The sequence below is a fragment of the Streptomyces sp. NBC_01003 genome (assembly GCF_045162695.1).
Taxonomy (GTDB): Bacteria; Actinomycetota; Actinomycetes; order Streptomycetales; family Streptomycetaceae; genus Streptomyces.
This window is the reverse complement of sequence record NZ_CP108707.1, coordinates 7,820,707-7,841,317: the sequence shown is the minus strand read 5'-3', so window position 1 is coordinate 7,841,317 and position 20,611 is coordinate 7,820,707. Positions and strand designations below refer to the sequence as shown.

21 protein-coding genes and 1 tRNA gene are annotated in these 20,611 nt (G+C 72.0%); 11 read left to right on the top strand and 11 right to left on the bottom strand.

Annotated features, from left to right (window positions below):
* The first annotated feature begins 7 nt into the window (after nt 1-7).
* The 6 genes from OG698_RS35745 to OG698_RS35720 all read left to right on the top strand — a co-directional run bounded on the left by OG698_RS35745 (nt 8) and on the right by OG698_RS35720 (nt 5,906).
* Nucleotides 8-1,636 carry a thiamine pyrophosphate-binding protein gene (locus tag OG698_RS35745; protein WP_406107964.1) on the top strand — a complete coding sequence of 543 codons (1,629 nt, stop codon included), beginning with the start codon at nt 8-10 and terminating at the stop codon, nt 1,634-1,636.
* A gap of 15 nt (nt 1,637-1,651) precedes the next feature.
* Nucleotides 1,652-2,596 (top strand): PDR/VanB family oxidoreductase, encoded by a 945-nt coding sequence (locus tag OG698_RS35740; RefSeq protein WP_406107962.1) that lies wholly within the window; start codon nt 1,652-1,654, stop codon nt 2,594-2,596.
* Nucleotides 2,597-2,616: 20 nt separating this feature from the next.
* Nucleotides 2,617-2,841, top strand: a complete 225-nt coding sequence (locus OG698_RS35735; protein ID WP_399970643.1) for a recombinase-like helix-turn-helix domain-containing protein — start codon at nt 2,617-2,619, stop codon at nt 2,839-2,841.
* A 4-nt stretch (nt 2,842-2,845) separates the two neighbouring features.
* Nucleotides 2,846-3,874, top strand: a complete 1,029-nt coding sequence (locus tag OG698_RS35730; protein WP_384250409.1) for a Rieske 2Fe-2S domain-containing protein — start codon at nt 2,846-2,848, stop codon at nt 3,872-3,874.
* A gap of 136 nt (nt 3,875-4,010) precedes the next feature.
* Nucleotides 4,011-4,682, top strand: a complete 672-nt coding sequence (locus tag OG698_RS35725; RefSeq protein WP_100599061.1) for a FadR/GntR family transcriptional regulator — start codon at nt 4,011-4,013, stop codon at nt 4,680-4,682.
* A 183-nt stretch (nt 4,683-4,865) separates the two neighbouring features.
* The gene (locus OG698_RS35720) at nt 4,866-5,906 is read left to right on the top strand and encodes a PAC2 family protein (protein ID WP_100599062.1); all 1,041 of its coding nucleotides are present in this window, start codon (nt 4,866-4,868) and stop codon (nt 5,904-5,906) included.
* Between the two features lie 161 nt (nt 5,907-6,067).
* On the opposite strand, the gene mshC is transcribed toward OG698_RS35720, so the two are convergent.
* From mshC to OG698_RS35695, 5 genes are all read right to left on the bottom strand, one after another.
* On the bottom strand, nt 6,068-7,297 hold the full coding sequence (gene mshC, locus OG698_RS35715) for a cysteine--1-D-myo-inosityl 2-amino-2-deoxy-alpha-D-glucopyranoside ligase (RefSeq protein WP_399970638.1): 1,230 nt from the start codon (nt 7,295-7,297) through the stop codon (nt 6,068-6,070).
* Between the two features lie 92 nt (nt 7,298-7,389).
* Entirely contained in the window at nt 7,390-7,830 is a 441-nt protein-coding gene (locus tag OG698_RS35710) for an SRPBCC domain-containing protein (RefSeq protein WP_384250425.1), read from the bottom strand.
* Between the two features lie 107 nt (nt 7,831-7,937).
* Nucleotides 7,938-8,774, bottom strand: coding sequence for an SCO1664 family protein (locus tag OG698_RS35705; protein ID WP_406107959.1), 837 nt, complete (start codon nt 8,772-8,774; stop codon nt 7,938-7,940).
* A complete protein-coding gene (locus OG698_RS35700) occupies nt 8,738-9,328 on the bottom strand; it encodes a DUF3090 domain-containing protein (protein ID WP_399970634.1) in 591 nt (196 codons plus the stop codon). The genes OG698_RS35705 and OG698_RS35700 overlap by 37 nt, the downstream gene beginning before the upstream one ends.
* Nucleotides 9,329-9,428: 100 nt before the next feature.
* Complete coding sequence (locus OG698_RS35695; protein ID WP_406107957.1) at nt 9,429-10,115, bottom strand: histidine phosphatase family protein; 687 nt, start codon at nt 10,113-10,115, stop codon at nt 9,429-9,431.
* A gap of 62 nt (nt 10,116-10,177) precedes the next feature.
* Between OG698_RS35695 and corA the strand changes: the two genes are divergently transcribed.
* Nucleotides 10,178-11,176 (top strand): magnesium/cobalt transporter CorA, encoded by a 999-nt coding sequence (gene corA / locus OG698_RS35690; RefSeq protein WP_406107955.1) that lies wholly within the window; start codon nt 10,178-10,180, stop codon nt 11,174-11,176.
* An 18-nt stretch (nt 11,177-11,194) separates the two neighbouring features.
* On the opposite strand, the gene OG698_RS35685 is transcribed toward corA, so the two are convergent.
* Together OG698_RS35685 and OG698_RS35680 are read right to left on the bottom strand one after the other, a co-directional pair.
* Nucleotides 11,195-11,983 (bottom strand): ferritin-like domain-containing protein, encoded by a 789-nt coding sequence (locus OG698_RS35685; RefSeq protein ID WP_406107953.1) that lies wholly within the window; start codon nt 11,981-11,983, stop codon nt 11,195-11,197.
* A gap of 233 nt (nt 11,984-12,216) precedes the next feature.
* The gene (locus OG698_RS35680; RefSeq protein WP_406107951.1) at nt 12,217-13,272 is read right to left on the bottom strand and encodes an LLM class F420-dependent oxidoreductase; all 1,056 of its coding nucleotides are present in this window, start codon (nt 13,270-13,272) and stop codon (nt 12,217-12,219) included.
* Nucleotides 13,273-13,400: 128 nt separating this feature from the next.
* On the opposite strand from OG698_RS35680, the gene OG698_RS35675 reads away from it, so the two are divergent.
* Both OG698_RS35675 and OG698_RS35670 read left to right on the top strand, forming a co-directional pair.
* Nucleotides 13,401-14,384 (top strand): aldo/keto reductase, encoded by a 984-nt coding sequence (locus OG698_RS35675; protein ID WP_326776571.1) that lies wholly within the window; start codon nt 13,401-13,403, stop codon nt 14,382-14,384.
* On the top strand, nt 14,381-16,660 hold the full coding sequence (locus OG698_RS35670; RefSeq protein WP_406107949.1) for a helix-hairpin-helix domain-containing protein: 2,280 nt from the start codon (nt 14,381-14,383) through the stop codon (nt 16,658-16,660). Before OG698_RS35675 ends, OG698_RS35670 begins: the two co-directional genes overlap by 4 nt.
* Nucleotides 16,661-16,758: 98 nt before the next feature.
* Here the strand turns inward: OG698_RS35670 and OG698_RS35665 are convergent, their stop codons facing one another.
* Nucleotides 16,759-17,460, bottom strand: a complete 702-nt coding sequence (locus OG698_RS35665; protein WP_399970624.1) for a hypothetical protein — start codon at nt 17,458-17,460, stop codon at nt 16,759-16,761.
* 47 nt (nt 17,461-17,507) lie between these two features.
* Here OG698_RS35665 and OG698_RS35660 point away from each other — a divergent pair, with 47 nt between their 5' ends.
* Nucleotides 17,508-17,696, top strand: coding sequence for a DUF5703 family protein (locus tag OG698_RS35660; protein WP_067429589.1), 189 nt, complete (start codon nt 17,508-17,510; stop codon nt 17,694-17,696).
* Nucleotides 17,697-17,772: 76 nt separating this feature from the next.
* Here OG698_RS35660 and OG698_RS35655 read toward each other — a convergent pair whose 3' ends face one another.
* From OG698_RS35655 to OG698_RS35645, 3 genes are all read right to left on the bottom strand, one after another.
* Entirely contained in the window at nt 17,773-18,483 is a 711-nt protein-coding gene (locus OG698_RS35655) for a chaplin (protein WP_406107948.1), read from the bottom strand.
* Nucleotides 18,484-18,623: 140 nt separating this feature from the next.
* Complete coding sequence (gene chpH / locus OG698_RS35650) at nt 18,624-18,857, bottom strand: chaplin ChpH (RefSeq protein WP_406107946.1); 234 nt, start codon at nt 18,855-18,857, stop codon at nt 18,624-18,626.
* A gap of 151 nt (nt 18,858-19,008) precedes the next feature.
* Nucleotides 19,009-20,334 carry a M20/M25/M40 family metallo-hydrolase gene (locus OG698_RS35645; RefSeq protein ID WP_199842116.1) on the bottom strand — a complete coding sequence of 442 codons (1,326 nt, stop codon included), beginning with the start codon at nt 20,332-20,334 and terminating at the stop codon, nt 19,009-19,011.
* A gap of 188 nt (nt 20,335-20,522) precedes the next feature.
* Between OG698_RS35645 and OG698_RS35640 the strand changes: the two genes are divergently transcribed.
* A tRNA-Leu gene (locus OG698_RS35640) sits at nt 20,523-20,610 on the top strand.
* Nucleotide 20,611 lies beyond the last annotated feature (1 nt).

The following is a 20,611-nucleotide window of genomic DNA, read 5'->3' as shown; positions in this document are numbered from 1 at the left end:
GACCACCATGCGTTACGACACCGGAGGCGATCTCCTCGTCGCCGTTCTGCGGGAACTGGGCATCGACACGGTCTTCGGGATCGTCAGCGTGCACAACCTGCCGCTCGTCGAGGCCGTCGACCGCGAGCTGCGGTTCGTGCCCGTGCGCCACGAGGCGTCCGCCGTCAACGCGGCCGACGCCTACGGCAGGGCCCGCGGCACGCTCGGCTGCGCCCTCACCTCGACCGGGACGGGCGCGGGCAACGCGGCCGGCTCCCTGATCGAGTCGCTGGCGTCCGGCACGTCCGTCCTGCACATCACCGGGCAGGTCGAGTCGGAGTTCCTGGGCAGCGGGCGCGGTTTCATCCACGAGACCAAGGACCAGCTGGGCATGCTGACGGCGGTCTCCAAGTACGCCGCGACCGTGCCGTCCGCCGACGCGGCGGGCCGCATCCTGCGCGAGGCGGCCCGTGCCGCGCTCACCGCGCCGGGCGGCCCCACGAGCGTGGAGTGGCCGGTCGACCTCCAGTACGCGGCCCAGACCGACACCGCCGTCGAGGAGTTCACGGAGGCCGCCGCGCCCGCGCCCGGCGACGACGAACTCGCCGCCGCGGGCGCCCTGCTGGCCTCGGCCGAGCGCCCGGTGATCTGGGCCGGTGGCGGTGCCACGCGCGCCCGTACCCAGCTCGCGGACCTGCTCGCCGCGACCGGCGCCGCTCTCCTGACGTCGAACTCCGGCCGTGGCGCCGTCCCCGAGGACCACCCGCAGGTCGTCGGCAACTTCGCGACGACGCCGGCCGGACGCGCCCTGCTCGCCGACGCCGACGTGCTGCTCACGATCGGCACCCACTTCCGGTCCAACGAGACAGCCGACTACGGCCTCGAGCTCCCCGCCGCCCACATCCAGATCGACCTGGACGCGGCCGCGCTCGGCCGCGTGTACCCGGCCCGGCACGCGCTCCACGGCGACGCCGCCGACGTACTGGAGCGGCTCCTCCCGTACGCGAAGCCCGCCGAGCCCGGCTGGACGGCGCGGGTCACCGCTGTCCGCGACGACGTGCGCGCCACCCTGCACGACAACATCGGCCCGCAGGCCGCCATCTGCGACGCGATCCGGGCCGCGCTCCCGCGCGAGGCCGTCGTCGCCCGCGACGTCACCATCCCGTCGAGCAGCTGGGGCAACCGGCTCCTCGACATGTACGACCCGCGCGACAACGTCTTCCCGCGCGGCGGCGGCATCGGGCAGGGCCTCGGCATGGGCATCGGGGCCGCGCTCGCGAGGCCCGACGCGCCCACGGTCGTCATCGCCGGTGACGGCGGGCTGGCCGTGCACCTCGGTGAACTGCTCACCCTCGCCCAGGAGCGCCCGCGCCTCACCCTCGTCGTGTTCAACGACGGCGGCTACGGCGTCCTGCGCAACATGCAGGACCGGCACAGCGACCGCCGCTCCGGCGTCGACCTCGCCACGCCCGACTTCGAACTCCTCGCCCGGGCCTGCGGGTTGCCGTATCTGCGGATCGCAGCCGCCGAGCACGCCGAGCCCGTCATTTCCGAGGCCGTCGCCTCCGAGGGGCCGACGCTCGTCGAGGTCGACCTCGCGTCGCTCGGCCCGATGAAGAACCCGTTCACCCCGCCCGTGAAGATCCCCACCGCGTAGGGAGGCCCCGCAGCCATGACCGCAACCGACGAGACCCTCCTGGACCTCCTCGTACACCGCATGACCTGGGAGGCCGACGGCGTCCTGTCCGTCGAACTGACCCACCCGGACGGCAAGCCCCTGCCCGCGTGGGAGCCCGGCGCGCACCTCGACGTCCACGTGGGCGGGCAGGTCCGCCAGTACAGCCTGTGCTCGGACCCGCGCGCCCCGGCGTCGTACCGCATCGGTGTCCTCAACGAACCGTCCTCACGCGGGGGTTCGCGCCATGTGCACACGAAGCTGCGCCCCGGCGGGCGGGTCACGGTGTCGGCGCCGCGCAACCACTTCGCGCTTCAGGACGCGCCGGGCTACGTCTTCGTCGCGGGCGGCATCGGTGTGACGCCGATCCTCGCGATGGCCCGCGAGGCCGTGCGTCGGGGTGCCGCGTGGCGCATGGTGTACGGCGGTCGCAGCCGTGCGTCGATGGCCTTCGTCGACGAGCTCACCGCGCTGGGCGGTGATCTGACGGTGGTGCCGCAGGACGAGCAGGGCCACATCGACCTCGCGTCCACTCTCGCCGGGCTGCCGGACGGGACGCTCGTCTACTGCTGCGGGCCCGAGCCGTTGCTCGCCGCCGTCGAGGCCCTCTGCCCGGCGGACCGGCTGCGCGTCGAGCGGTTCGCGGCCCCGGTCGTCGAGCGCTCCGCGGACGACGAGGGCTTCGAGGTCGAGTGCCGCACCTCCGGGCTCACCCTCACGGTCGGCGCCGATACGTCGATCCTGGAGGCGGCGGAGGCGGCAGGCCTGGATGTGGCCAGCTCCTGCCGCGACGGGATCTGCGGGTCCTGCGAGACCCGGGTGCTCGACGGCACGCCCGACCACCGCGACTTCCTGCTCTCCGATGCCGAGCGGGCCGCGGGCGCCTCGATGATGATCTGCGTCTCGCGCTGCGCCTCCGGCCGCCTGGCCCTCGACCTGTAACCCCTTCCCTGGAGGCACGTGTGACCACCACCTGGCCGTACCTGGACGTCCACCAGTCCCGTACGCACGAACCCACCCCCTACGAGTACAAGCTGGCCGCCACCCTCGAAGAGGTCTTCACCAAGGACGGCCACGAACTCGCCGATGTCATCAGCGGGCTGAATGCCCGTCAGGTCCACGCCCCCGACGGCGCCCCGTGGACCGAGGACTCGTTCCGCGCCGAGATGCACCGACTGGGAGCGTGACCTGATGACCGCCACGACGACCGCTTCGGCAGCTTCCACCGCCGATCACATCTATGCGACGGGCCTGCGCAACCAGTGGCACCCCGTCGTGCCGTCCTCGTTCGTCGCGCCCGGCGCCATGCGCAAGGTGACCGCGCTCGGCGAGCAGTGGCTCCTGTTCCGCCGCTCCGACGGCACGCTGTCCATGCTCGCGGACCGCTGCCCGCACCGCGGCGCGCCCCTGTCGCTCGGCAAACACCTCGGCGACCGGGTGGCGTGCTGGTACCACGGCGTCGAGGTCGAGGGGGACGGCACCGTCTCCTCGGTGCCCGGCCTGCCCGGCTGCAACCTGGAGGGCAAGAAGCTCGTCAGGTCGCTGCCCGTGCGCGAGGTCGGCGGCGCGATCCTCGCCTACTTCGGCGACGAACAGCACCCGGAAACGGCCGAGTTGACGCTCCCCGAGCCGCTCACCGACCCCGGCACCGACGCGATCCTGTGCTATGCGGAGTGGGAGGTGCCGTGGCGCTACGCCGTCGAGAACCTCCTCGACCCGATGCACGGCGCCTTCCTGCACCACGACTCGCACACCATGTACGACGGTGACACCACCGCCAAGTTCCGCATCCGGGAGACCGACCGGGGCTACTTCTTCGAGAAGACCGACCAGCGGGGCGTCAACTTCGACTGGGTCGAGCTGTGCCACACCGGCATCGACTGGGTCGACCTGTCGATTCCGTACCCGCCGTCGGCCGGTCCCGGCGGCCCGTTCGGGATCGTCGGCATGGTCTGCCCGGTCGACGAGCAGCGCTGCGGTGTCTTCTTCTGGCGCTACCGCCGGGTCGAGGGCTGGCAGCGCGACACCTGGCGCTTCCTCTACAAGACCCTCATCGAGGAGCGCCACTGGGAGGTACTGGAGCAGGACCGCGTGATGCTGGAGGCCATGCCGGCGGACGCCGACCAGCGCGAGAACCTCTACCAGCACGACCTGGGCGTGGTGCGCCTGCGCCGCATGTACCGGGCGGCCGCGCAGGCCCAGGCGGGCGCCGCGGGCTGACGTCCGGGCGCGGTGCCGGTACGAGTACGCCGGCACCGGCACCGCGCGCCCCCTGACTACCCACATAATGGGCCGATACATCGGAGGTATCGGCGCTCCAGACGGTGGCGCTCCGACCTAGGACAGGGAGGCCACCATGGCCGTCACCGACGAGGCCATCGAGAAGATCAAAGGCATGATCGTCTCCGGCGCCCTGCGCCCGGGCGACCGCCTCCCGAAAGAGAGCGAACTCGCCGCCGACCTCGGCCTCTCCCGCAACTCCCTGCGCGAGGCCGTCCGCGCCCTGTCCCTCATCCGCATCCTCGACGTGCGGCAGGGCGACGGGACCTACGTCACGAGCCTCGACCCCCAACTCCTCCTCGAAGCCCTGAGTTTCGTCGTCGACTTCCACCGCGACGACACCGTCCTCGAATTCCTCGCGGTGCGCCGCATCCTGGAGCCGGCCGCGACCGCGATGGCCGCGACCCGGATCGACGAGGCGCGGCTCGACGCGCTCGCGGCCCAGCTGGACGCGCTCGGCCCCGCACCCTCGGTGGAGGAACTCGTCGCCTCCGACCTGGAGTTCCACCGCGGCATCGTGCAGAGCTCGGGCAACTCGGTCCTGTGCTCGCTCCTCGACGGCCTGTCCGGCCCGACGACCCGGGCCCGCGTCTGGCGTGGCCTGACGCAGGAGGACGCGGTCAGCCGGACCCTGCACGAGCACCGGGCGATCCTGGCGGCGCTGCGCGACGGTGACGCGGAGGCGGCCCGGTCGTGGGCGACGGTGCACATCGCGAGCGTGGAGCAGTGGCTGCGCTCGACGCTCTGACACGGGTTCCGCTACGGGCGTGAAGGGGGAGTGCGAGGGCCGATCGTGGGGCAGTGATCCGGTCACTCCCCCGTACAAGGGGGCTGCGGATGGCCCTCGCGGACGCCGTAAGGTGGGCAGGTACGCGATGGGGGTCCCCCCAGGCCATCGGGGCACTGGGGGAACGTCGGAAGGAGGCGCTGGGTGATCGAGCTCGAGGGGGTTCCCGAGCTGGTCGACCCGGTCATGGTGGCCGCGTTCGAAGGCTGGAACGATGCCGGTGACGCCGCCTCCGCCGCGGTCGCGCATCTCGACAAGGAGTGGAAGGGCGAGGTGTTCGCGGCGCTCGACGCCGAGGACTACTACGACTTCCAGGTCAATCGGCCGACGGTGTGGCTCGACGGCGGCGTGCGCAAGATCACCTGGCCGACGACCCGGCTCTCCGTGGTCAGGGTCGGCGGCGACAAGCCGCGCGACCTGGTCCTGGTCCGGGGCATCGAGCCGTCGATGCGGTGGCGTTCGTTCTGCAACGAGCTGCTCGGGTTCGCGCACGAACTGGGCGTCGAGCTGGTCGTCATCCTGGGCGCGCTGCTCGGTGACACCCCGCACACACGGCCCGTGCCGGTCAGCGGCGTCACGTCCGACGCGGACCTGGCGCGCACCATGGACCTGGAGGAGACCAAGTACGAGGGTCCGACGGGCATCGTCGGCATCCTCCAGGAGGCCTGCACACACGCGGGCGTCCCCGCGGTCTCCCTGTGGGCGGCGGTGCCGCACTACGTGTCGCAGCCGCCGAACCCGAAGGCGACGCTGGCGCTGCTCAACCGGCTGGAGGACCTGATCGACCTGCGTATCCCGCTGGGCGAGCTGGCCGAGGACTCCCGGGCGTGGCAGCTGGGCGTGGACCAGCTGGCGGCGGAGGACAGCGAGGTCGCCGAGTACGTGCAGTCGCTGGAGGAGGCCCGGGACACCGCGGAGCTTCCCGAGGCGTCCGGCGAGGCGATCGCCCGTGAGTTCGAGCGCTATCTGCGGCGCAGGGACGGGGGCGGCCCTCCGGGCGGTCCGGCCGGCCACGCGACGGACGGCGGCGACACGGCGTCGTACCTGCGGGACACCCCGAGCGAGCGCACCCGGCCGCCGCGGCCCCAGCGCCCCGATCCGGGCACGGACACCCCCGGCGGGACGGGTGACACGGACACGTCCTCGGACTCCGGGGACGATTCCTCCGAGGACTCGCCGGAGTAGGGCGACAACGGCTCAGCAGGGGCGGTGCACACGCGGTGTGCACCGCCCTTTCGCTGTGCGACCGCCGTGGCCCGGGGCAAAGGTGACCGCCCCCGAACTCCGTGGAGTCCGAGGGCGGTTGAGGTTGTTTGTGTCCCGGGGCCGGGCCCGGGACCTGGTGTCTAGAGCGCCACTCCGAGCAGGGCGTCGACCGCGCGGGACACCACGCCGGGCGCCCCCTCGTCCGTACCGCCCTGCTCCGCCTGAAGGGCGGCCCAGCGGTCCACGGCGAGCAGCGCCGCCGGTGCGTCGAGGTCGCTCGACAGTGCCTCGCGGATCTCCTCGACGAGCGCCGCGGCGGACGGTCCGTCGGGCCGGGAGACGGCGGCACGCCACCGGCCGAGCCGCTCGACAGCGTCGCTCAGGACCTGGTCGGTCCACTCCCAGTCGGCCCGGTAGTGGTGCGCGAGGAGCGCGAGGCGGATCGCGGCCGGGTCGATCCCGTCGCGCCGCAGCTTCGAGACGAAGACGAGGTTGCCCTTGGACTTGGACATCTTCTCGCCGTCGAGCGCGACCATGCCGGCGTGGACGTACGCCTTGGCCATCGGGAACTCGCCGGTGAGCACCTGCGCGTGCGAGGCGCCCATCTCGTGGTGCGGAAAGGCCAGATCGGACCCTCCGCCCTGGACGTCGAAGCCCATGCCGAGGTGGTCGAGGGCGATGGCGACACATTCGATGTGCCAGCCGGGACGCCCCTGGCCCAGCGAGCCGCCGTCCCAGCTGGGCTCGCCCTCGCGGGCGGCCATCCACAGCATCGGGTCGAGCGGGTTCTTCTTGCCCGGGCGGTCCGGGTCGCCGCCGCGCTCGGCGGACAGCAGCCGCATCGCCGCGGCGTCCAGGCGGGAGACCTGGCCGAAGTGGGGGTCTGACTCGACGGAGAAGTAGACGTCGCCCTCGAGTTCGTAGGCGGCGCCCATGTCCCGGAGCCGTTCGACGAGCGGCACGATGCCGGGTATCGCCTCGACGGCTCCGATGTAGTGCTGCGGCGGCAGCATCCGCAGGGCGGTCATGTCCTCGCGGAAGAGGGCGGTCTCGCGCTCCGCGAGTCCGGTCCAGTCGACGCCGTCACGGATCGCGCGCTCGAGCAGCGGATCGTCGACGTCCGTCACGTTCTGGACGTAATGAACCTGCCGCTTGGTGTCGAGCCACACGCGCTGAACGAGGTCGAACGCGTTGTAGGTCGCCGCGTGACCCATATGGGTCGCGTCGTACGGGGTGATCCCGCAGACGTAGATACGGGCGACGGGACCGGGCTCGAGGGTGACGAGGCCATCGGTCGCGGTGTCGTGGATCCTCAGGTCGCGGCCCTTGCCAGGCAGGACGGGGACCTCAGAAGCGGGCCAGGCATGCATGCCCTGAGCCTAACCGGACGGAGCTTCCGCATACGAACCGGACCTGGTCCGATGGCCGGGAAGGCCCTCTTGCGGTCCGCCGGGGTGCCATGTCAGGCCTCGACGGTGGCACGGATGGATCCCGAGAGTCCGAAGTGGCGGATGCCGTGCAGCAGATGGGCTCTGAGCCCCGTCACGAAGTATGTCCACCCCTGGGTCTGCCCGACGGCCCGCGCGGCGCCCTCCAGGCTCTGGCCCATGGGCTGCTCGGTGATCGTGAGAAGGGTGGCCGCGCCGTCGTCGGCCCGCTCCAGCTCGATGGTCACGTCTCCCCCGGGCCAGCTCCACGAGATCAGCCGGTCCGTCTCCACGGGCCCGACCTCGACGTCGAACGTCGCGTCGACATGGCCGAAACGCCAGGTCACCGTGGTGTTGGGGATCATCGGGGCGGAGGCGTCAGCCGTGAAGAAACTGGACAGCCCCTCCGGGCTCACGATGGAGTTGAACACGTCCTTCACGGGCCGGTCGATCCGGTCCTCGACGATCAGTTTCACGGCGTGGCCTCCGTTCCAGGGATCCCCTGAGAGTCTCTTCGAACGTAGCCGCAGCCACTGACATGCGCCCCCGGACAGCTCGGACCGCGGGGCTCACAAGGGTGGGCTCAGACGGGCGGCCAGGGGATGGCGGGCCACTCCCCGCTCGGCTCCCGGTGCTTCCCGGTCGTGAGCATCGCGCCGACCCGTGCGCGTACGGCGTCCAGCTCGGCCTCGGTGATCAGCTCCGCGAGCCGCAGCGCGAGGGGTTCCCCGGTCCCCAGAGCGCCCGTGAGCGTCTTGAGGGCCTCGGTCGCCTCCCCGGTCAGGGGCTCCCCCGCCCAGCCCCACAGGAGCGTGCGCAGCTTGTCCTCGGTGTTGAAGGAGACGCCGTGGTCGATGCCGAACAGGCGCCCTTCGGCGTCGACGAGCAGGTGGCCGCCCTTGCGGTCGCCGTTGTTGATCACCGCGTCGAGCACGGCGAGGCGCCGCAGCCGTACGTCGTCGGAGTGCACGAGCAGCGCGGTGCGCCCCTCGCCGACCTCCGCGAACCCGACGGCCTTCCAGCCGTCGCCCGGCTCCTCGCCCTCCACGAGAGCGAGCAGCTCACCGCCCTCGGCGGGCGCGTCGGGCTGGTCGATCCACAGCTGGCACATGCCTTCGCCGTAGGGCCCGTCGCGCAGGACGGTCGCCGGTACGAGGCTCCAGCCGAGGGCCTGGGACACCTCGTAGGCGGCGACCTCGCGCCGGGCGAGATTGCCGTCGGGGAAGTCCCACAGGGGGCGCTCACCGGCGACGGGCTTGTACACGCAGGACGCCTCGCGGCCCTCGTGGGTGACCGTGCACAGGAGCACCGCGTTCGACGCCTCGCGGATGCGCCCCTGGACCGCCAGCTCGCCCCTGGTGAGGAGGTCCGTGTCCGAGACGGTCACGCTCCTCGCCGGTATCCGTTCTGACGCGGGCATACGTGTCCCTCCGGGTCGAGCGGCAGACTGCACAGGGGGCAGGGCGGACGCCCGGCGTTCACGACGTCCAGGGCGCGCTTGGCGAACGCGCGCGCCTGTACGCCGGTGAGCCGGACCCGCAGCATCGGGGGGCCGTTCTCCTCGTCCTGGAGCAGCCGTTCCTCGGCCTCCGCGAGGTCCTCGTCGGAGTCCGCGTCGAGCTCGACGAGCGCCTGCGCCTCGACGATCATCCGCTCCTCGTCGCCGTCCCAGGCGAGGGCCATCGTGCCGACCCGGAACTCCTCGTCGACGGGCGACTCCAGGGGCGCGGTGTCGTGGATCTCCGTGGGCACGACGGCGGGCACCGGCGCGTTCCCGCCGCTGCGGCGCACGACCTCGTCGAGGAGCTCGTCCATGCGCTCGGCCAGCGCGGCGACCTGGGTCTTCTCCAGGGCCACACTCGTCACACGGGCGCCGTCCGAGGCCTGGAGGAAGAAGGTGCGGCGCCCGGGGAGCCCGACCGTGCCGGCCACGAAGCGCTCCGGGGGGTCGTAGAGGAACACCTGACGGGACACGTCCTGTCTCCATTGGAATCGACTGCTGGGACCGACCGCTTGATCGGGCGCGGCAACAACTGCAGTTACTGCGACGGCTTCACCCTACTGCGGCGGACGATCACGGGGCGCCCGCACCGCCCCCGACCGGTGCGTCCCCCTCGGCCGGCTTCTCGCGCGGGGCGAGCGACGCGAAGTCGCCGGTGTCGCCGAGGCGTACGAGATAGGGGCGGAGCCGGGTGTAACGGATCGCGGTGACGGAGCAGGGCTCCACGGAGATGCGCTGGAAGAGGTCCAGATGAAGCCCTATGGCGTCCGCGACGAGCGACTTGATGATGTCGCCGTGCGAGCACATCAGATAGGCGGCGTCGGGGCCGTGGTCGCGCTCCACGCGCGCGTTCCACTCGCGGACGGCCTCCGCGGCCCGGTGCTGCATGGCCCGCATGGACTCGCCGCCAGGAAACGCGGCGGCCGACGGGTGCTGCTGCACGACCTCCATCAGCGGGTCGTCGACGAGCTCGGCGAGCTTGCGGCCCGACCAGTCGCCGTAGTGGCACTCGCCGATGCGGTCCTCGGTGTGCGGGGTGAGTTCCGGGCGGGCGGCGAGGAGCGGGGCCAGGGTCTCCTGACAGCGCTGGAGCGGGCTGGTGACGATCTCGGCGAGGGGCACCGCGGCCAGCCGCCCCGGCAGCGCGGCGGCCTGCGCGGCGCCGCGCTCGTCGAGGGACACACCGGGGGTCCACCCGGCGAGCAGGCCCGCGGTGTTGGCGGTGGAGCGTCCGTGCCGGACGAGAATCAGCGTGGGCATGCGGGCCAGCCTAGGCCCAGTGCGACATGCGGCACGGTCTCCCCCTGGGAAGAATACGAAGCGTGATCGTCGACTGCGGCATCTATCGCGACGGGCGCAGGACCGAGGGGCCCGCGGACTTCTCCAACGCGCTCGCCGAGGCCAGGGCCGAGGGCCACTCCTTCGTCTGGATCGGACTGCACGAGCCGGCGGAGGACGAGTTCGCGCGGGTCAGCGAGGCGTTCGGGCTGCATCCGCTGGCCGTCGAGGACGCGCTCAAGGCGCATCAGCGGCCGAAGCTGGAGGTGTACGACGACTCGGTGTTCGTGGTGCTCAAGCCGGTCGTGTACGAGCCGGACAGCGACAAGGTCTCCTCCGGTGAGGTCATGCTCTTCATGGGCGACTCCTTCGTGGTCACCGTCCGGCACGGAGAGGGCGCGCCCCTGAAGGTCGTACGCAAGCGGCTCGAAGGCGATCCCGAAGTGCTGCGGCACGGCCCCACCGCGGTCCTGTACTCGATCGCCGACGCGACCGTCGACCACTACCTGGAGGTCGCGACCGAGCTCCAGACCGACATGGAGGAGCTGGAGGCGGAGGTGTTCTCGCCGGAGGGGGGCGGCTCGCGCAACACGGCGTCCAGGATCTACACGTTCAAGCGCCAGATCCTGGAGTTCCGCCGGGCCACGGGCCCGCTGTTGCTCCCGCTCGCCCGGCTTTCCGGAACCGGTCAGTTCGTGGGCACCGTGCCCTTCGTGAACGACTCGGCGCGGCCGTTCTTCCGCGACGTCAGCGACCACCTCCTGCGCGTCAACGAGTCCGTGGACGCCCTGGACCGGCTCGTCTCGGACATCCTGGCGGCACATCTGGCACAGATGGGCGTGCGGCAGAACGACGACATGCGGAAGATCTCGGCGTACGCCGCCATGGTCGCGGTCCCGACGCTGATCGCGGGCGTCTACGGCATGAACTTCGACCACATGCCGGAGCTGCACTGGACGTGGTCCTATCCGCTGGTGATCCTCGTGATGGTCTGCCTGGAGCTTCTGCTGTTCCGCACGTTCAAGCGGCGCGGCTGGCTGTAGCGCACACCTCGCGGGGGCCTACGCGAACTCGACCGCGCTCGTCGCGGGCCCGCCCAGCGCGTTGCGCCGCACCGGCATCTCCAGGGACACCATCCGCCGCCAGCCGACCAGGCGTTCGTACGCGTACATGGCGTGGATGCCCGCCGCGAGCAGGGCCGCCTTGGGCTTCGGCCAGCGCAGGATGTGCCCCATGTGGTCCATCACGGCGAGGCTGACGTCGCGGTAGACGCGGATCTCCTCCAGGGCGCACTCGCGCAGGATGCGCTGGATGTCGCGGCCGTGGCCCGCGTACGCGAAGCGCAGCAGCTCCTCGTGGCAGTACGCGAGGTGGTTGTCCTCGTCGGCCGAGATCATCTTCACCGCGCGGCCGATGTCGGGGTCGTCCGCGAAGTGCTTGCGCAGCAGGTCCATCTGCTCGGAGGCCCGCTGCTCGGTGACCCGGCTGTGGGCGAGATACGTGACGATGTCCCGCACGGTGAGCGGTTCGTCGGCCTTGAGCTGCTGGTGCGCGAGGCCGATGCCGTGCTTCTCCAGGAGCATCGTGTAGTCGGTCTCCGGCGGGACGTCCACGGGTTTCAGGCCGCGCTTCTTCATCAGGGCGTTGAAGATCCGCCCGTGTTTGTCCTCGTCGGCACCGTGCCGCGCCACCTTGGGCGCGAGGTCACGCTCGCCGGCGGGGACGAGCGCGGCGATACGGCCGTTCTCCCAGCCTCCCTGCGACTCCCCGCTCGCCGCGATGGAGCAGAAGAGCCGGAAGGACTCGTCGTCGTCGAGGATCTCCTGGAACAGGCTCTTGGCCGACAGCATCTCTGGCACCTCCGTGCGCGCCGCGCGTTCCGTGCATGGTTCCGCCGAAACGAGTCAAATACGGCATGCCGGACCGGGCAACAGCTGTATGGGGCCAGTCGGCCGAAGGAAGGGCCCCGGGAGAGGGTCCTTGGGCGTAACCAGGTGCCCGATGAGGCGTTGTTACCCGTGACGGCCGTGGCGGGGAAGACCCCCGAGCCCCCACCACGGCCGCAGAACTTCCTCTTCCGCGGTTACGCCAGTCCGGCCCGCTCCAGGGCCTCGGTGCCGGCCCGCAGGGCCGCGATCCGCTCGTCGAGCGTGAAGCCGGCGGGGGCCAGCGTCAGCGTCGTCACCCCGGCAGCCGCGTAGGCCTGCATCCGCTCGGCGATCCGCTCCACGGAGCCGAGCAGCGTCGTCGAGTCGATCAGCTGGTGCGGCACCGCGGCCCCCGCACCCTCCTTGTCGCCGCCCAGGTACTTGTCCTGGATCTCGGCGGCTTCCTTCTCGTAGCCCATGCGCTGGGCGAGCTGGTTGTAGAAGTTCTGCTTCCGGCTGCCCATGCCGCCGACGTACAGGGCGGTGTACGGGCGGAACATGTCGGCGAGCGCGGGCACGTCCTTGTCGGCGCCGAGCGCCAGGGGCAGCGTCGGGACGACGTCGAAGCCCTCCAGCGTCCTGCCGGCCTTCTCGCGCCCCGCCCGCAGGTGCGTCAGGGCGGTCTCCTCCAGGTGCTCGGCGGCCGGGAAGATCAGCAGGGCGCCGTCGGCGATCTCGCCGGTCTGCTCCAGGTTCTTCGGCCCGATCGCCGCGATGTAGAGCGGGATGCGCTCGCGCTCGGGGTGCACGGTCAGCCTGAGCGGCTTGCCCGGGCCGTCCGGCAGCGGCAGCGTCCAGTGCTCGCCCTCGTACGACAGCCGCTCGCGGCTCATCGCGCGGCGCACGATGTCGACGTACTCGCGGGTGCGGGCGAGCGGCTTGTCGAACTTCACGCCGTACCAGCCCTCGGAGACCTGCGGGCCCGAGACGCCGAGGCCGAGGCGGAAGCGGCCGCCGGACAGGGAGTCGAGGGTCGCGGCCGTCATCGCGGTCATCGCGGGCTGGCGGGCGGGGATCTGCATGATCGCGGAGCCGATGTCGATGCGCTCGGTCTGCGCGGCGACGTAGGAGAGCACCGTGGGCGCGTCCGAGCCGTAGGCCTCCGCGGCCCAGCAGACGGCGTAGCCGAGCTTGTCGGCCTCCCGCGCGACGGCCAGGTTGTCCGCGTCCATTCCGGCGCCCCAGTAGCCGAGGTTGATGCCGAGCTCCATGGCCGATCCCCTTACTGCTCAGTAACGTCCTTTGTCCGGGCACCCTAGCGCGCCGGTTCGGCGGTCGGCGCAGGCCGGTTGTCCACAGGCCCCCAATAACCGACTTCCGGCCAGTAATCTCAGCGCCCATGGAGCAGAGGCATCTCGGCCGCACCGGCCTGCGAGTGTCCCGGATCGGGCTCGGCACCCTCACATGGGGCCGCGACACCGACGAGCACGACGCCGCGGACCTGTTGAAGACCTTCTGGGAAGCGGGCGGCACACTCGTCGACACGGCCGATGTCTACGGGGGCGGGGAGGCCGAGTATCTGCTCGGGCAGCTCGTCGAGGGCCTCGTGCCGCGGCGCGATCTGGTCATCTCGACGAAGGCGGGCAGCGTGCCCGACCCGGACCGCCGCTTCGACGGCTCTCGCGGCCATCTCCTCGCCGCCCTCGACGCGTCCCTCGCCCGCCTCGGCACGGACTACGTCGACCTGTGGCAGGTCCACGCCTTCGATACGGCCACCCCGCTCGACGAGACGCTCCAGGCCCTCGACATCGCCGTGAGCAGCGGCCGCGCCCGGTACGCGGGCGTCTCCAACTTCTGCGGCTGGCAGCTGGCCAAGGCCGGCACGTGGCAGCTCGCCGCACCGGGTATACGCACCCGGCTCGCCAGTACGCAGATGGAGTACTCGCTGCTCCAGCGCGGGGTCGAACGGGAAGTGCTGCCGGCCGCGCTCGACCTCGGCATCGGCCTGCTCCCGTCGTCGCCGCTCGGCCGCGGGGTCCTCACGGGCAAGTACCGCAAGGCCACGCCCGCCGACTCGCGGGGAGCGTCCGACCACATGGCGCCCTTCGTCGCGCCGTACCTCGACGACGCCGCGACCCGCATCGTCGACGCGGTCATCACGGCGGCGGACGGCCTCGCGGTGACGCCGCTCCAGGTCGCCCTCGCATGGGTCCGCGACCGGCCGGGCGTGGCCGCCCCCATCATCGGCGCGCGCAACTCGCAGCAGCTCACGGCGGCATTGTCAGTGGAGGCCCTTAGTCTTCCTGACGAGATCTGCCAGGCGCTCGACGATGTGTCGGCGCCCGTGCACCGATATCCCGATCAGGACTGGAGCACGCTGTGAGTACGGAGCCCGCTGCCGCGGAGGGCCACCCGGGCCCGGCCGACACCGACGCGCCCCGCGCCGGGCAAGGCGCGGAGGCCACCGGCCCCGAGGAGACCGGCCCCGAGGCAGGGACCGGCACACCTGATCCGGACGAGACGGACGAGGGCTCCGGCGCCGCCACGGATCAGGACGGAGCCACCGCCGAAGGCAAGGACGAAGGCCCGTCCGAGGCCGCCGCCGAGATCGCCGCGCAGCGTGAGTTGCAGGAGCGGATCGCCCAGCGGAAGGCGGCCAAGGAAGGGCCCATCGCGGCCGGGGGGAAGCTGAGCGGTACGGCCGCCGACCTCCTCGCCGCGGTCCGGGCCGTCGAGAGCGGTGAGCGGCCCGCCGCCGTGTTCAGCGAGCCGGCACCGGCTCCCCGCAAGGTCGTCGCCGAGCCCGTCCGCCGTGCGCCGGCCGCCGCGCCCGCGGGGCCTGCCGAACCGGCCGTGGCGGCCGTCGACGCCGTGCGGGCCGTCCTGACCGAGGGCGGCGCCCCCGTCTCGCTCGCGGCTCCCGCCGCCGCGACGCTCGGCGAGGGCGCGGACAGCGCGCTCCGGGACGACCCCTGGCAGCTTCTGCGGATCCCTGGCGTGCGCCCCGAACAGGCGGACGGCTTCGCCCGCGCGCTGCTCGGCGCCGAGTGCGGCCCCGACGACGAGCGCAGGGGCCGCGCCGTCACGGTATGGCTGCTGGAACAGGCCGCGGTCGCGGGGCACACCGCCCTGGACGCGCCGCTGCTCGCTCAGGCGCTGGGCAAGCGCGCCGTGCCCGATCCGGACGAGGCGGTGCAGAGCGCCATCGCGGAGGGCGACGCGCTCGTATTCCAGGACGCGCTGGAAGAGCCGCCCGGAGGTCCGGACCGCGCCCCGGAGAGCGCCCGGAAGACCGCCGCGGAGGACGGGGCCGAGGACGGCTCGGAGGACGGCTCTGAGGACGGTGAGGAAACCGAGCGGCCGGTCCGGGTGCTCGTCGGCCTCGAGCGGTACGCGCTCGCCGAGGAGAGCCTCGCCGACGGGCTCGCCCGGCTGGTCAACTCCCTCTCCAAGGAAGACAGTTCACAGGCCCTCGCGGACTGGGAGCCTGCCGCGGCGGCCGCGTCCGGTTCCACCGCCGAGCTGATCAGGGCGTCCGCCGGACACGGCCTCGTCCTGCACACGGGCGCCGAGGCGGCCCGCGCCGAACCCGCCGCGCTCGTCCAGGCCGCGGCCCGCCTCGGCCTGCGCGTGTGCGCCGCGGCGCACACCGTCGACGGGCGGCGCCGCCTCGCCGAGCACTTCGGCCCCGGCGCCCCGGAGGGCACGGCGGTCACCGTGTCCGGCCTGCTGTCCGGCGCCGAGGGCCCGGGCCGGGACCGGGACGGCGCGCTCGCGGTGGACCTCCTGGTCGTCCTGGACGCGCCGCAGCTGGACGTGGAGACGGCCGCGATGCTCGCCGAGTCGCTCCCGGACGGCGCGCGGCTCGTCCTCAGCGGCGACCCGTCCGTCCTGTGGTCCGCGGGCCCCGGCCGGGTCTTCGCGGACCTCCTCGCGGCCCGCGTGTGCCCTCAGATCTCCTCCCGCACCCCGGACCCCGGCCCGGTCGGCGAGCTGGTCTCCGGCATCGGCGTGGGCGAGCTGAACCAGGTGGAGGCCCCCGGCAAGGAGGTGGTGATCGTGCCGGTGCGCGACGCCGCCGAGGCGATCCACCGTGCCGTACAGCTGGTCGCCGACTCGGTGCCGCGCGCGATCGGTGTGCCCTCCGATCAGACCCAGGTCATCACCCCGGGCCACGGGGGCGCCGCCGGGACGCGCGCGCTGAACGCGGCCCTCAAGGAGCGTCTCAACCCCGGCCCCGGCCGCTTCGGCGGCTTCGACCCGGACGACCGGGTCGCGTACGCACCGGCCCCTGGCCGCACCGTGTCCGGCCGGGTCGTGCGGGCCGACGCGGAGGGCCTGCACCTGGACTGCGCCGGGACCCCGGTCGTCGTACCGCAGGACGCGGTGGAGCGGACCCTGCGGCACGGGTGGGCGCTGACCGCGCACCAGGCGGTGGGACGGCGGTGGCCCGCGGCGGTGGTCGTGCTGCCGGGCGACGCGACGCAGGCCCTGAGCCGCCCGTGGGTGTACACGGCGTTCGGCCGCGGTGAGCGGCATCTCTCGGTGGTGCACGGCGCTGACGCGGCCCTCCCGCGCGCCGTGGCCGAGGTCCCGGCCAAGCCGCGTACGACGCGTCTGCAGACCCTGCTGCGCGCGCAGGTCCCTACGGCGCAGTAGGCACACAGCGGCAAGCGGGAGGGGCGGGCGGACCGAAGTCCGCCCGCCCCTCCCGCTCACTCGCTCACACCGTCACCGGCCCGCGTGTGCGGACCGCGTCAGGTCGGTTCCAGCTCGTCCTCCGTCGCGCCCGCGGCCGCGTCGGGCCCGTCGTCGGCGAGGTCGCCGTCCAGCTCGTCGTCGAAGACGGAGCTCACGTCGAAGCGGCAGACGACCCGCTGCGGATCGGCCTGATCGAACGGCGCGTCCAGCCACTCCCCCGGCTCAGCCGGTTCGTCCGAGGCCGTCACCCACAGTGTGGAGTCGCCCTCCTCCAAGCCGAACTCCTTGTGCCGGGAGGCGATTTCGTCGGGTTCGAACTCTCCGAAGAGGACACCGAGAGCAGCGTGCACGCTGTTCCCGATGGTCCCGACGGCCGCCGCGGCCCCGTCGACGAGGTCCGAGTCGGCCTCCACGTCGGCGACCCGCTGGGCCTGCGCGAGCAGTCGCTGCGGCTCCACCACGGCGTAGTCGCGGCGGATGAGCACGCTCAGGGCGTTCGGTTCCTCGGGGCCGGTGTACGGGGGCAGCGAGTCCTCCGTACCGGGAATCTCGAAGGGGGTGACCTCGTCGTAGCGGTCGTAGAGGAGCTCGTCGTACTCCTCGGCCGCCGCGGCCAGTTCGTTGAACGCTTCATAGACGGCCGGATCGTCCTCACCCGACCTGCGCTCGACAGCCGCCAGGTGGCGGTCGAGCGCAGCCTTGACCGCCTCGGCGGCGGCGCGTACCTCGGCAGCGGTGGGCTGCGCAGCATCAGACATAGTGCAGACGCTATCCGTACACGGCCCGTGCCCGCACAATAGATGCGATGCCGGAATACGAATTTGTCGACGTGTACGTCCCGCGCGGGGTCTCCCGCAAGGACGCCACACGCCTGCTGACCGACCACGCCGAGTACGGACACTGGGAGTTGGACCGCCTGAGCCTGTTGCGCGACGGCAGCCGCAGGGTGCGGTTGCGCCGGCGGATCATCCGCCAGCTGCGCGCCACGTGGTGAGTGAGCGGAGCGGGCCCCGTCAGTGCTGGGCCCGCTCCGCTCCGCACCTGCTCAGTCACGCCGTGTCACGCGGCGGTCACACGCCTGCCCGCGCCCGCCGGTAGAGGAGCGCGCCCGCGAGCAGGGCGCCCGCGCTGGCCGGCAGTACGGTACCCAGCGGCATCGAGCTACCGGTCTCGGCGAGCTGCTCCGAACCCTCGGGCTGGGTGACCGTCTGCGTCCCCGGGTGGTTCGGGGTGACGGGGTGGCTCGGCTTCGACGGCGTGACGGGGTGGTGGGGCGTGCCCGGCACGTTCCTCGTCGGAGGCTTGGTCGGCGGGGTCGTCGGCTCGCCTCCCGGCGAGTTCACACAGTCGTTGCCCCCCGCGGGGTTGAGCAGCCCGATGACCGAGACGCTGTTGCCGCAGGCGTTGACCGGCACGTGGACCGGGACCTGCACGTGGTTGCCGGAGCCGACACCGGGCGAATCGCTCGTGCCCCCCTCGGCCGTGGCGCCGCCGCCGTGGTGGTGGTGGCTCCCACCGGGGTGGCCGCCTCCCGGCTTCGACGTGTTGGCACAGTCGTTGCCCGCCGCGGGGTTGAGCAGCCCGACGACGTTCACGGTGTTGCCGCACGCGTTGACCGGGATGTCCACGGGGAGCTGGATCGTGTTGCCGGAAAGGACACCGGGCGATCCCGACGAGCCCCCCTCGGCACCGGAGTCGGCGTGGGCGTAGCCACCGGACACGGCGAGTACGCCGGTCGCGGCCGCCACGGTGATCAGGCCTTTGCGAGTGACCTGTCGCATAGCTTTAACCTGCCTTATGCCTTGCAGAATGCGCACGGGCATCCATACGCGTGCGCGGAATGCCCAATCGGCCCCGGAGCGCATGGCGCGCACTCCGGGGCCGATGGACTCAGGCCCTCAAGGGGCGATGCACAACAACGTCACTTGTTGACGCAGGCGTTGCCGAAGGCGGGGTTCAGCAGCCCGATCACGGACACCGTGTTGCCACAGGCGTTCACCGGGATGTGGACCGGAACCTGGATGACGTTGCCCGAGATGACACCGGGAGACTTCACGGCGGCACCCTGAGCACCGGAGTCGGCAGCGGCGATGCCCGCACCAGCGAGCACGAGACCACCCGTGGCAGCCGCAGCAGCGACGACCTTCTTGATCATTATTCCTCCTTGTTGGCAATGCAGTCCCAGCCGCGGACTGCACCCCCTGTAACGAGGAGGGGCTGATGAGGCTACGAGCCTATGTTTCCTTTCACTCTTCTCAGTCCAGTAGTACGCGCGGCCGAATATCCGGCGGCGCGGGCCCGTCGGGTCAGGACGCGTCGATGAACCGGTCGAGCACACGCACACCGAACTTGAGACCGTCGACCGGAACCCGCTCGTCAACGCCGTGGAACATGCCCGCGAAATCCAGCTCCGGCGGCAGCTTCAGCGGAGCGAAGCCGAACCCGCGGATGCCGAGGTCGTCGAAGGACTTGGCGTCGGTGCCGGCGGAGAGCATGTACGGCACCGCGCGGGCGATCGGGTCCTCGGCCTGGAGAGCCGTCTGCATGGCGTCGACGAGCGCGCCGTCGAAGGTGGTCTCCAGGGCCTTGTCCGCGTGCACGTCCTCGCGCTGGACGTTCGGGCCGAGGATGCGGTCGAGGTCGGCGAGGAACTCCTCCTCGTAGCCCGGCAGATACCGGCCGTCGATGTGCGCGGTGGCCTGCCCGGGGATCACGTTCACCTTGTAGCCGGCGCCGAGCTGGGTCGGGTTGGCGGTGTTCTGCAGCGAGGCGCCGATCAGCTTGGCGATGCCGCCGAGCTTGGCGAGCGTCTCGTCCATGTTCTCCGGGTCGAGCTCGGTGCCGAGCGCGTCGCCGAGCTCGTCGAGGAAGTGCCGCAGCGTCTTGGTGACCCGCACCGGGAACTTGTGGCGCCCCAGGCGACCGACGGCCTCGGACAGCTCGGTGATCGCGTTGTCCTTGTGGATCATCGAACCGTGGCCGGCCGTGCCGTCCACGGTCAGCTTCATCCAGTGCATGCCCTTCTGGGCCGTCTCGACGAGGTAGAGCCGCAGCTTCTCGTTGACGGTGAAGGAGAACCCGCCGACCTCGCTGATCGCCTCCGTGCACCCCTCGAAGAGGTCCGGGTGCTTGTCGACGAGGTGCCGCGCGCCGTACGTGCCGCCCGCCTCCTCGTCGGCGAGGAAGGCCAGGACGATGTCGCGCGGGGGCTTGCGGCCGCTGCGCAGCCGGTCGCGGACGACCGCGAGGGTCATCGCGTCCATGTCCTTCATGTCGACGGCGCCGCGGCCCCAGACGCAGCCGTCGGCGATCTCGCCGGAGAACGGGTGGTGGGTCCAGTCCGCCGCGTTGGCCGGTACGACGTCGGTGTGGCCGTGGATCAGGAGCGCGGGCCGCGAGGGGTCCTCGCCCTGGATGCGGGCGACCGTCGAGGCCCTGCCCGGGTGCGACTCGAAGATCTTGGGCTCGAGGCCCACCTCGGCGAGCTTCTCCGCCACGTACTCGGCGGCCTTGCGCTCGCCGGGACCGGAGTGGTCGCCGTAGTTGCTGGTGTCGATCTGGATCAGCTCACGACAGAGGTCGACGACCTCGTCCTCGCCCGAGACCGTCCTGCCCGTGCTCGACTCGCTCACGCCTGTTCCTCCCACTGTCGTTGCTGGTGGTCCCCCTCATCCTCTCTCTCCGGGAGCCGCGGCCCAAGGGCGGGCGGGTGTCGTCATCCGCCGTTCACAGCGGACGGGTGGCGGGATCTGGCACCCCTTCGGGCCTGGTAATGTTCTCTCTGTCGCCGCGGGGAACACCCCGCGAAGACAGACACCTTGTCCGGGTGGCGGAATGGCAGACGCGCTAGCTTGAGGTGCTAGTGCCCTTTATCGGGCGTGGGGGTTCAAGTCCCCCCTCGGACACCAG

What these genes read in the sequence shown, in the direction of transcription:
- OG698_RS35665 (WP_399970624.1), bottom strand. Translation starts at nt 17,460, where the DNA reads ATGTCTGATGCTGCGCAGCCCACCGCTGCCGAGGTACGCGCCGCCGCC.
- OG698_RS35705 (WP_406107959.1), bottom strand. Translation starts at nt 8,774, where the DNA reads ATGCCCGCGTCAGAACGGATACCGGCGAGGAGCGTGACCGTCTCGGAC.
- OG698_RS35730 (WP_384250409.1), top strand. Translation starts at nt 2,846, where the DNA reads ATGACCGCCACGACGACCGCTTCGGCAGCTTCCACCGCCGATCACATC.
- OG698_RS35740 (WP_406107962.1), top strand. Translation starts at nt 1,652, where the DNA reads ATGACCGCAACCGACGAGACCCTCCTGGACCTCCTCGTACACCGCATG.
- OG698_RS35725 (WP_100599061.1), top strand. Translation starts at nt 4,011, where the DNA reads ATGGCCGTCACCGACGAGGCCATCGAGAAGATCAAAGGCATGATCGTC.
- OG698_RS35660 (WP_067429589.1), top strand. Translation starts at nt 17,508, where the DNA reads ATGCCGGAATACGAATTTGTCGACGTGTACGTCCCGCGCGGGGTCTCC.
- OG698_RS35685 (WP_406107953.1), bottom strand. Translation starts at nt 11,983, where the DNA reads ATGCTGTCGGCCAAGAGCCTGTTCCAGGAGATCCTCGACGACGACGAG.
- OG698_RS35675 (WP_326776571.1), top strand. Translation starts at nt 13,401, where the DNA reads ATGGAGCAGAGGCATCTCGGCCGCACCGGCCTGCGAGTGTCCCGGATC.
- OG698_RS35680 (WP_406107951.1), bottom strand. Translation starts at nt 13,272, where the DNA reads ATGGAGCTCGGCATCAACCTCGGCTACTGGGGCGCCGGAATGGACGCG.
- OG698_RS35655 (WP_406107948.1), bottom strand. Translation starts at nt 18,483, where the DNA reads ATGCGACAGGTCACTCGCAAAGGCCTGATCACCGTGGCGGCCGCGACC.
- OG698_RS35695 (WP_406107957.1), bottom strand. Translation starts at nt 10,115, where the DNA reads ATGCCCACGCTGATTCTCGTCCGGCACGGACGCTCCACCGCCAACACC.
- OG698_RS35745 (WP_406107964.1), top strand. Translation starts at nt 8, where the DNA reads ATGCGTTACGACACCGGAGGCGATCTCCTCGTCGCCGTTCTGCGGGAA.
- chpH (WP_406107946.1), bottom strand. Translation starts at nt 18,857, where the DNA reads ATGATCAAGAAGGTCGTCGCTGCTGCGGCTGCCACGGGTGGTCTCGTG.
- mshC (WP_399970638.1), bottom strand. Translation starts at nt 7,297, where the DNA reads ATGCATGCCTGGCCCGCTTCTGAGGTCCCCGTCCTGCCTGGCAAGGGC.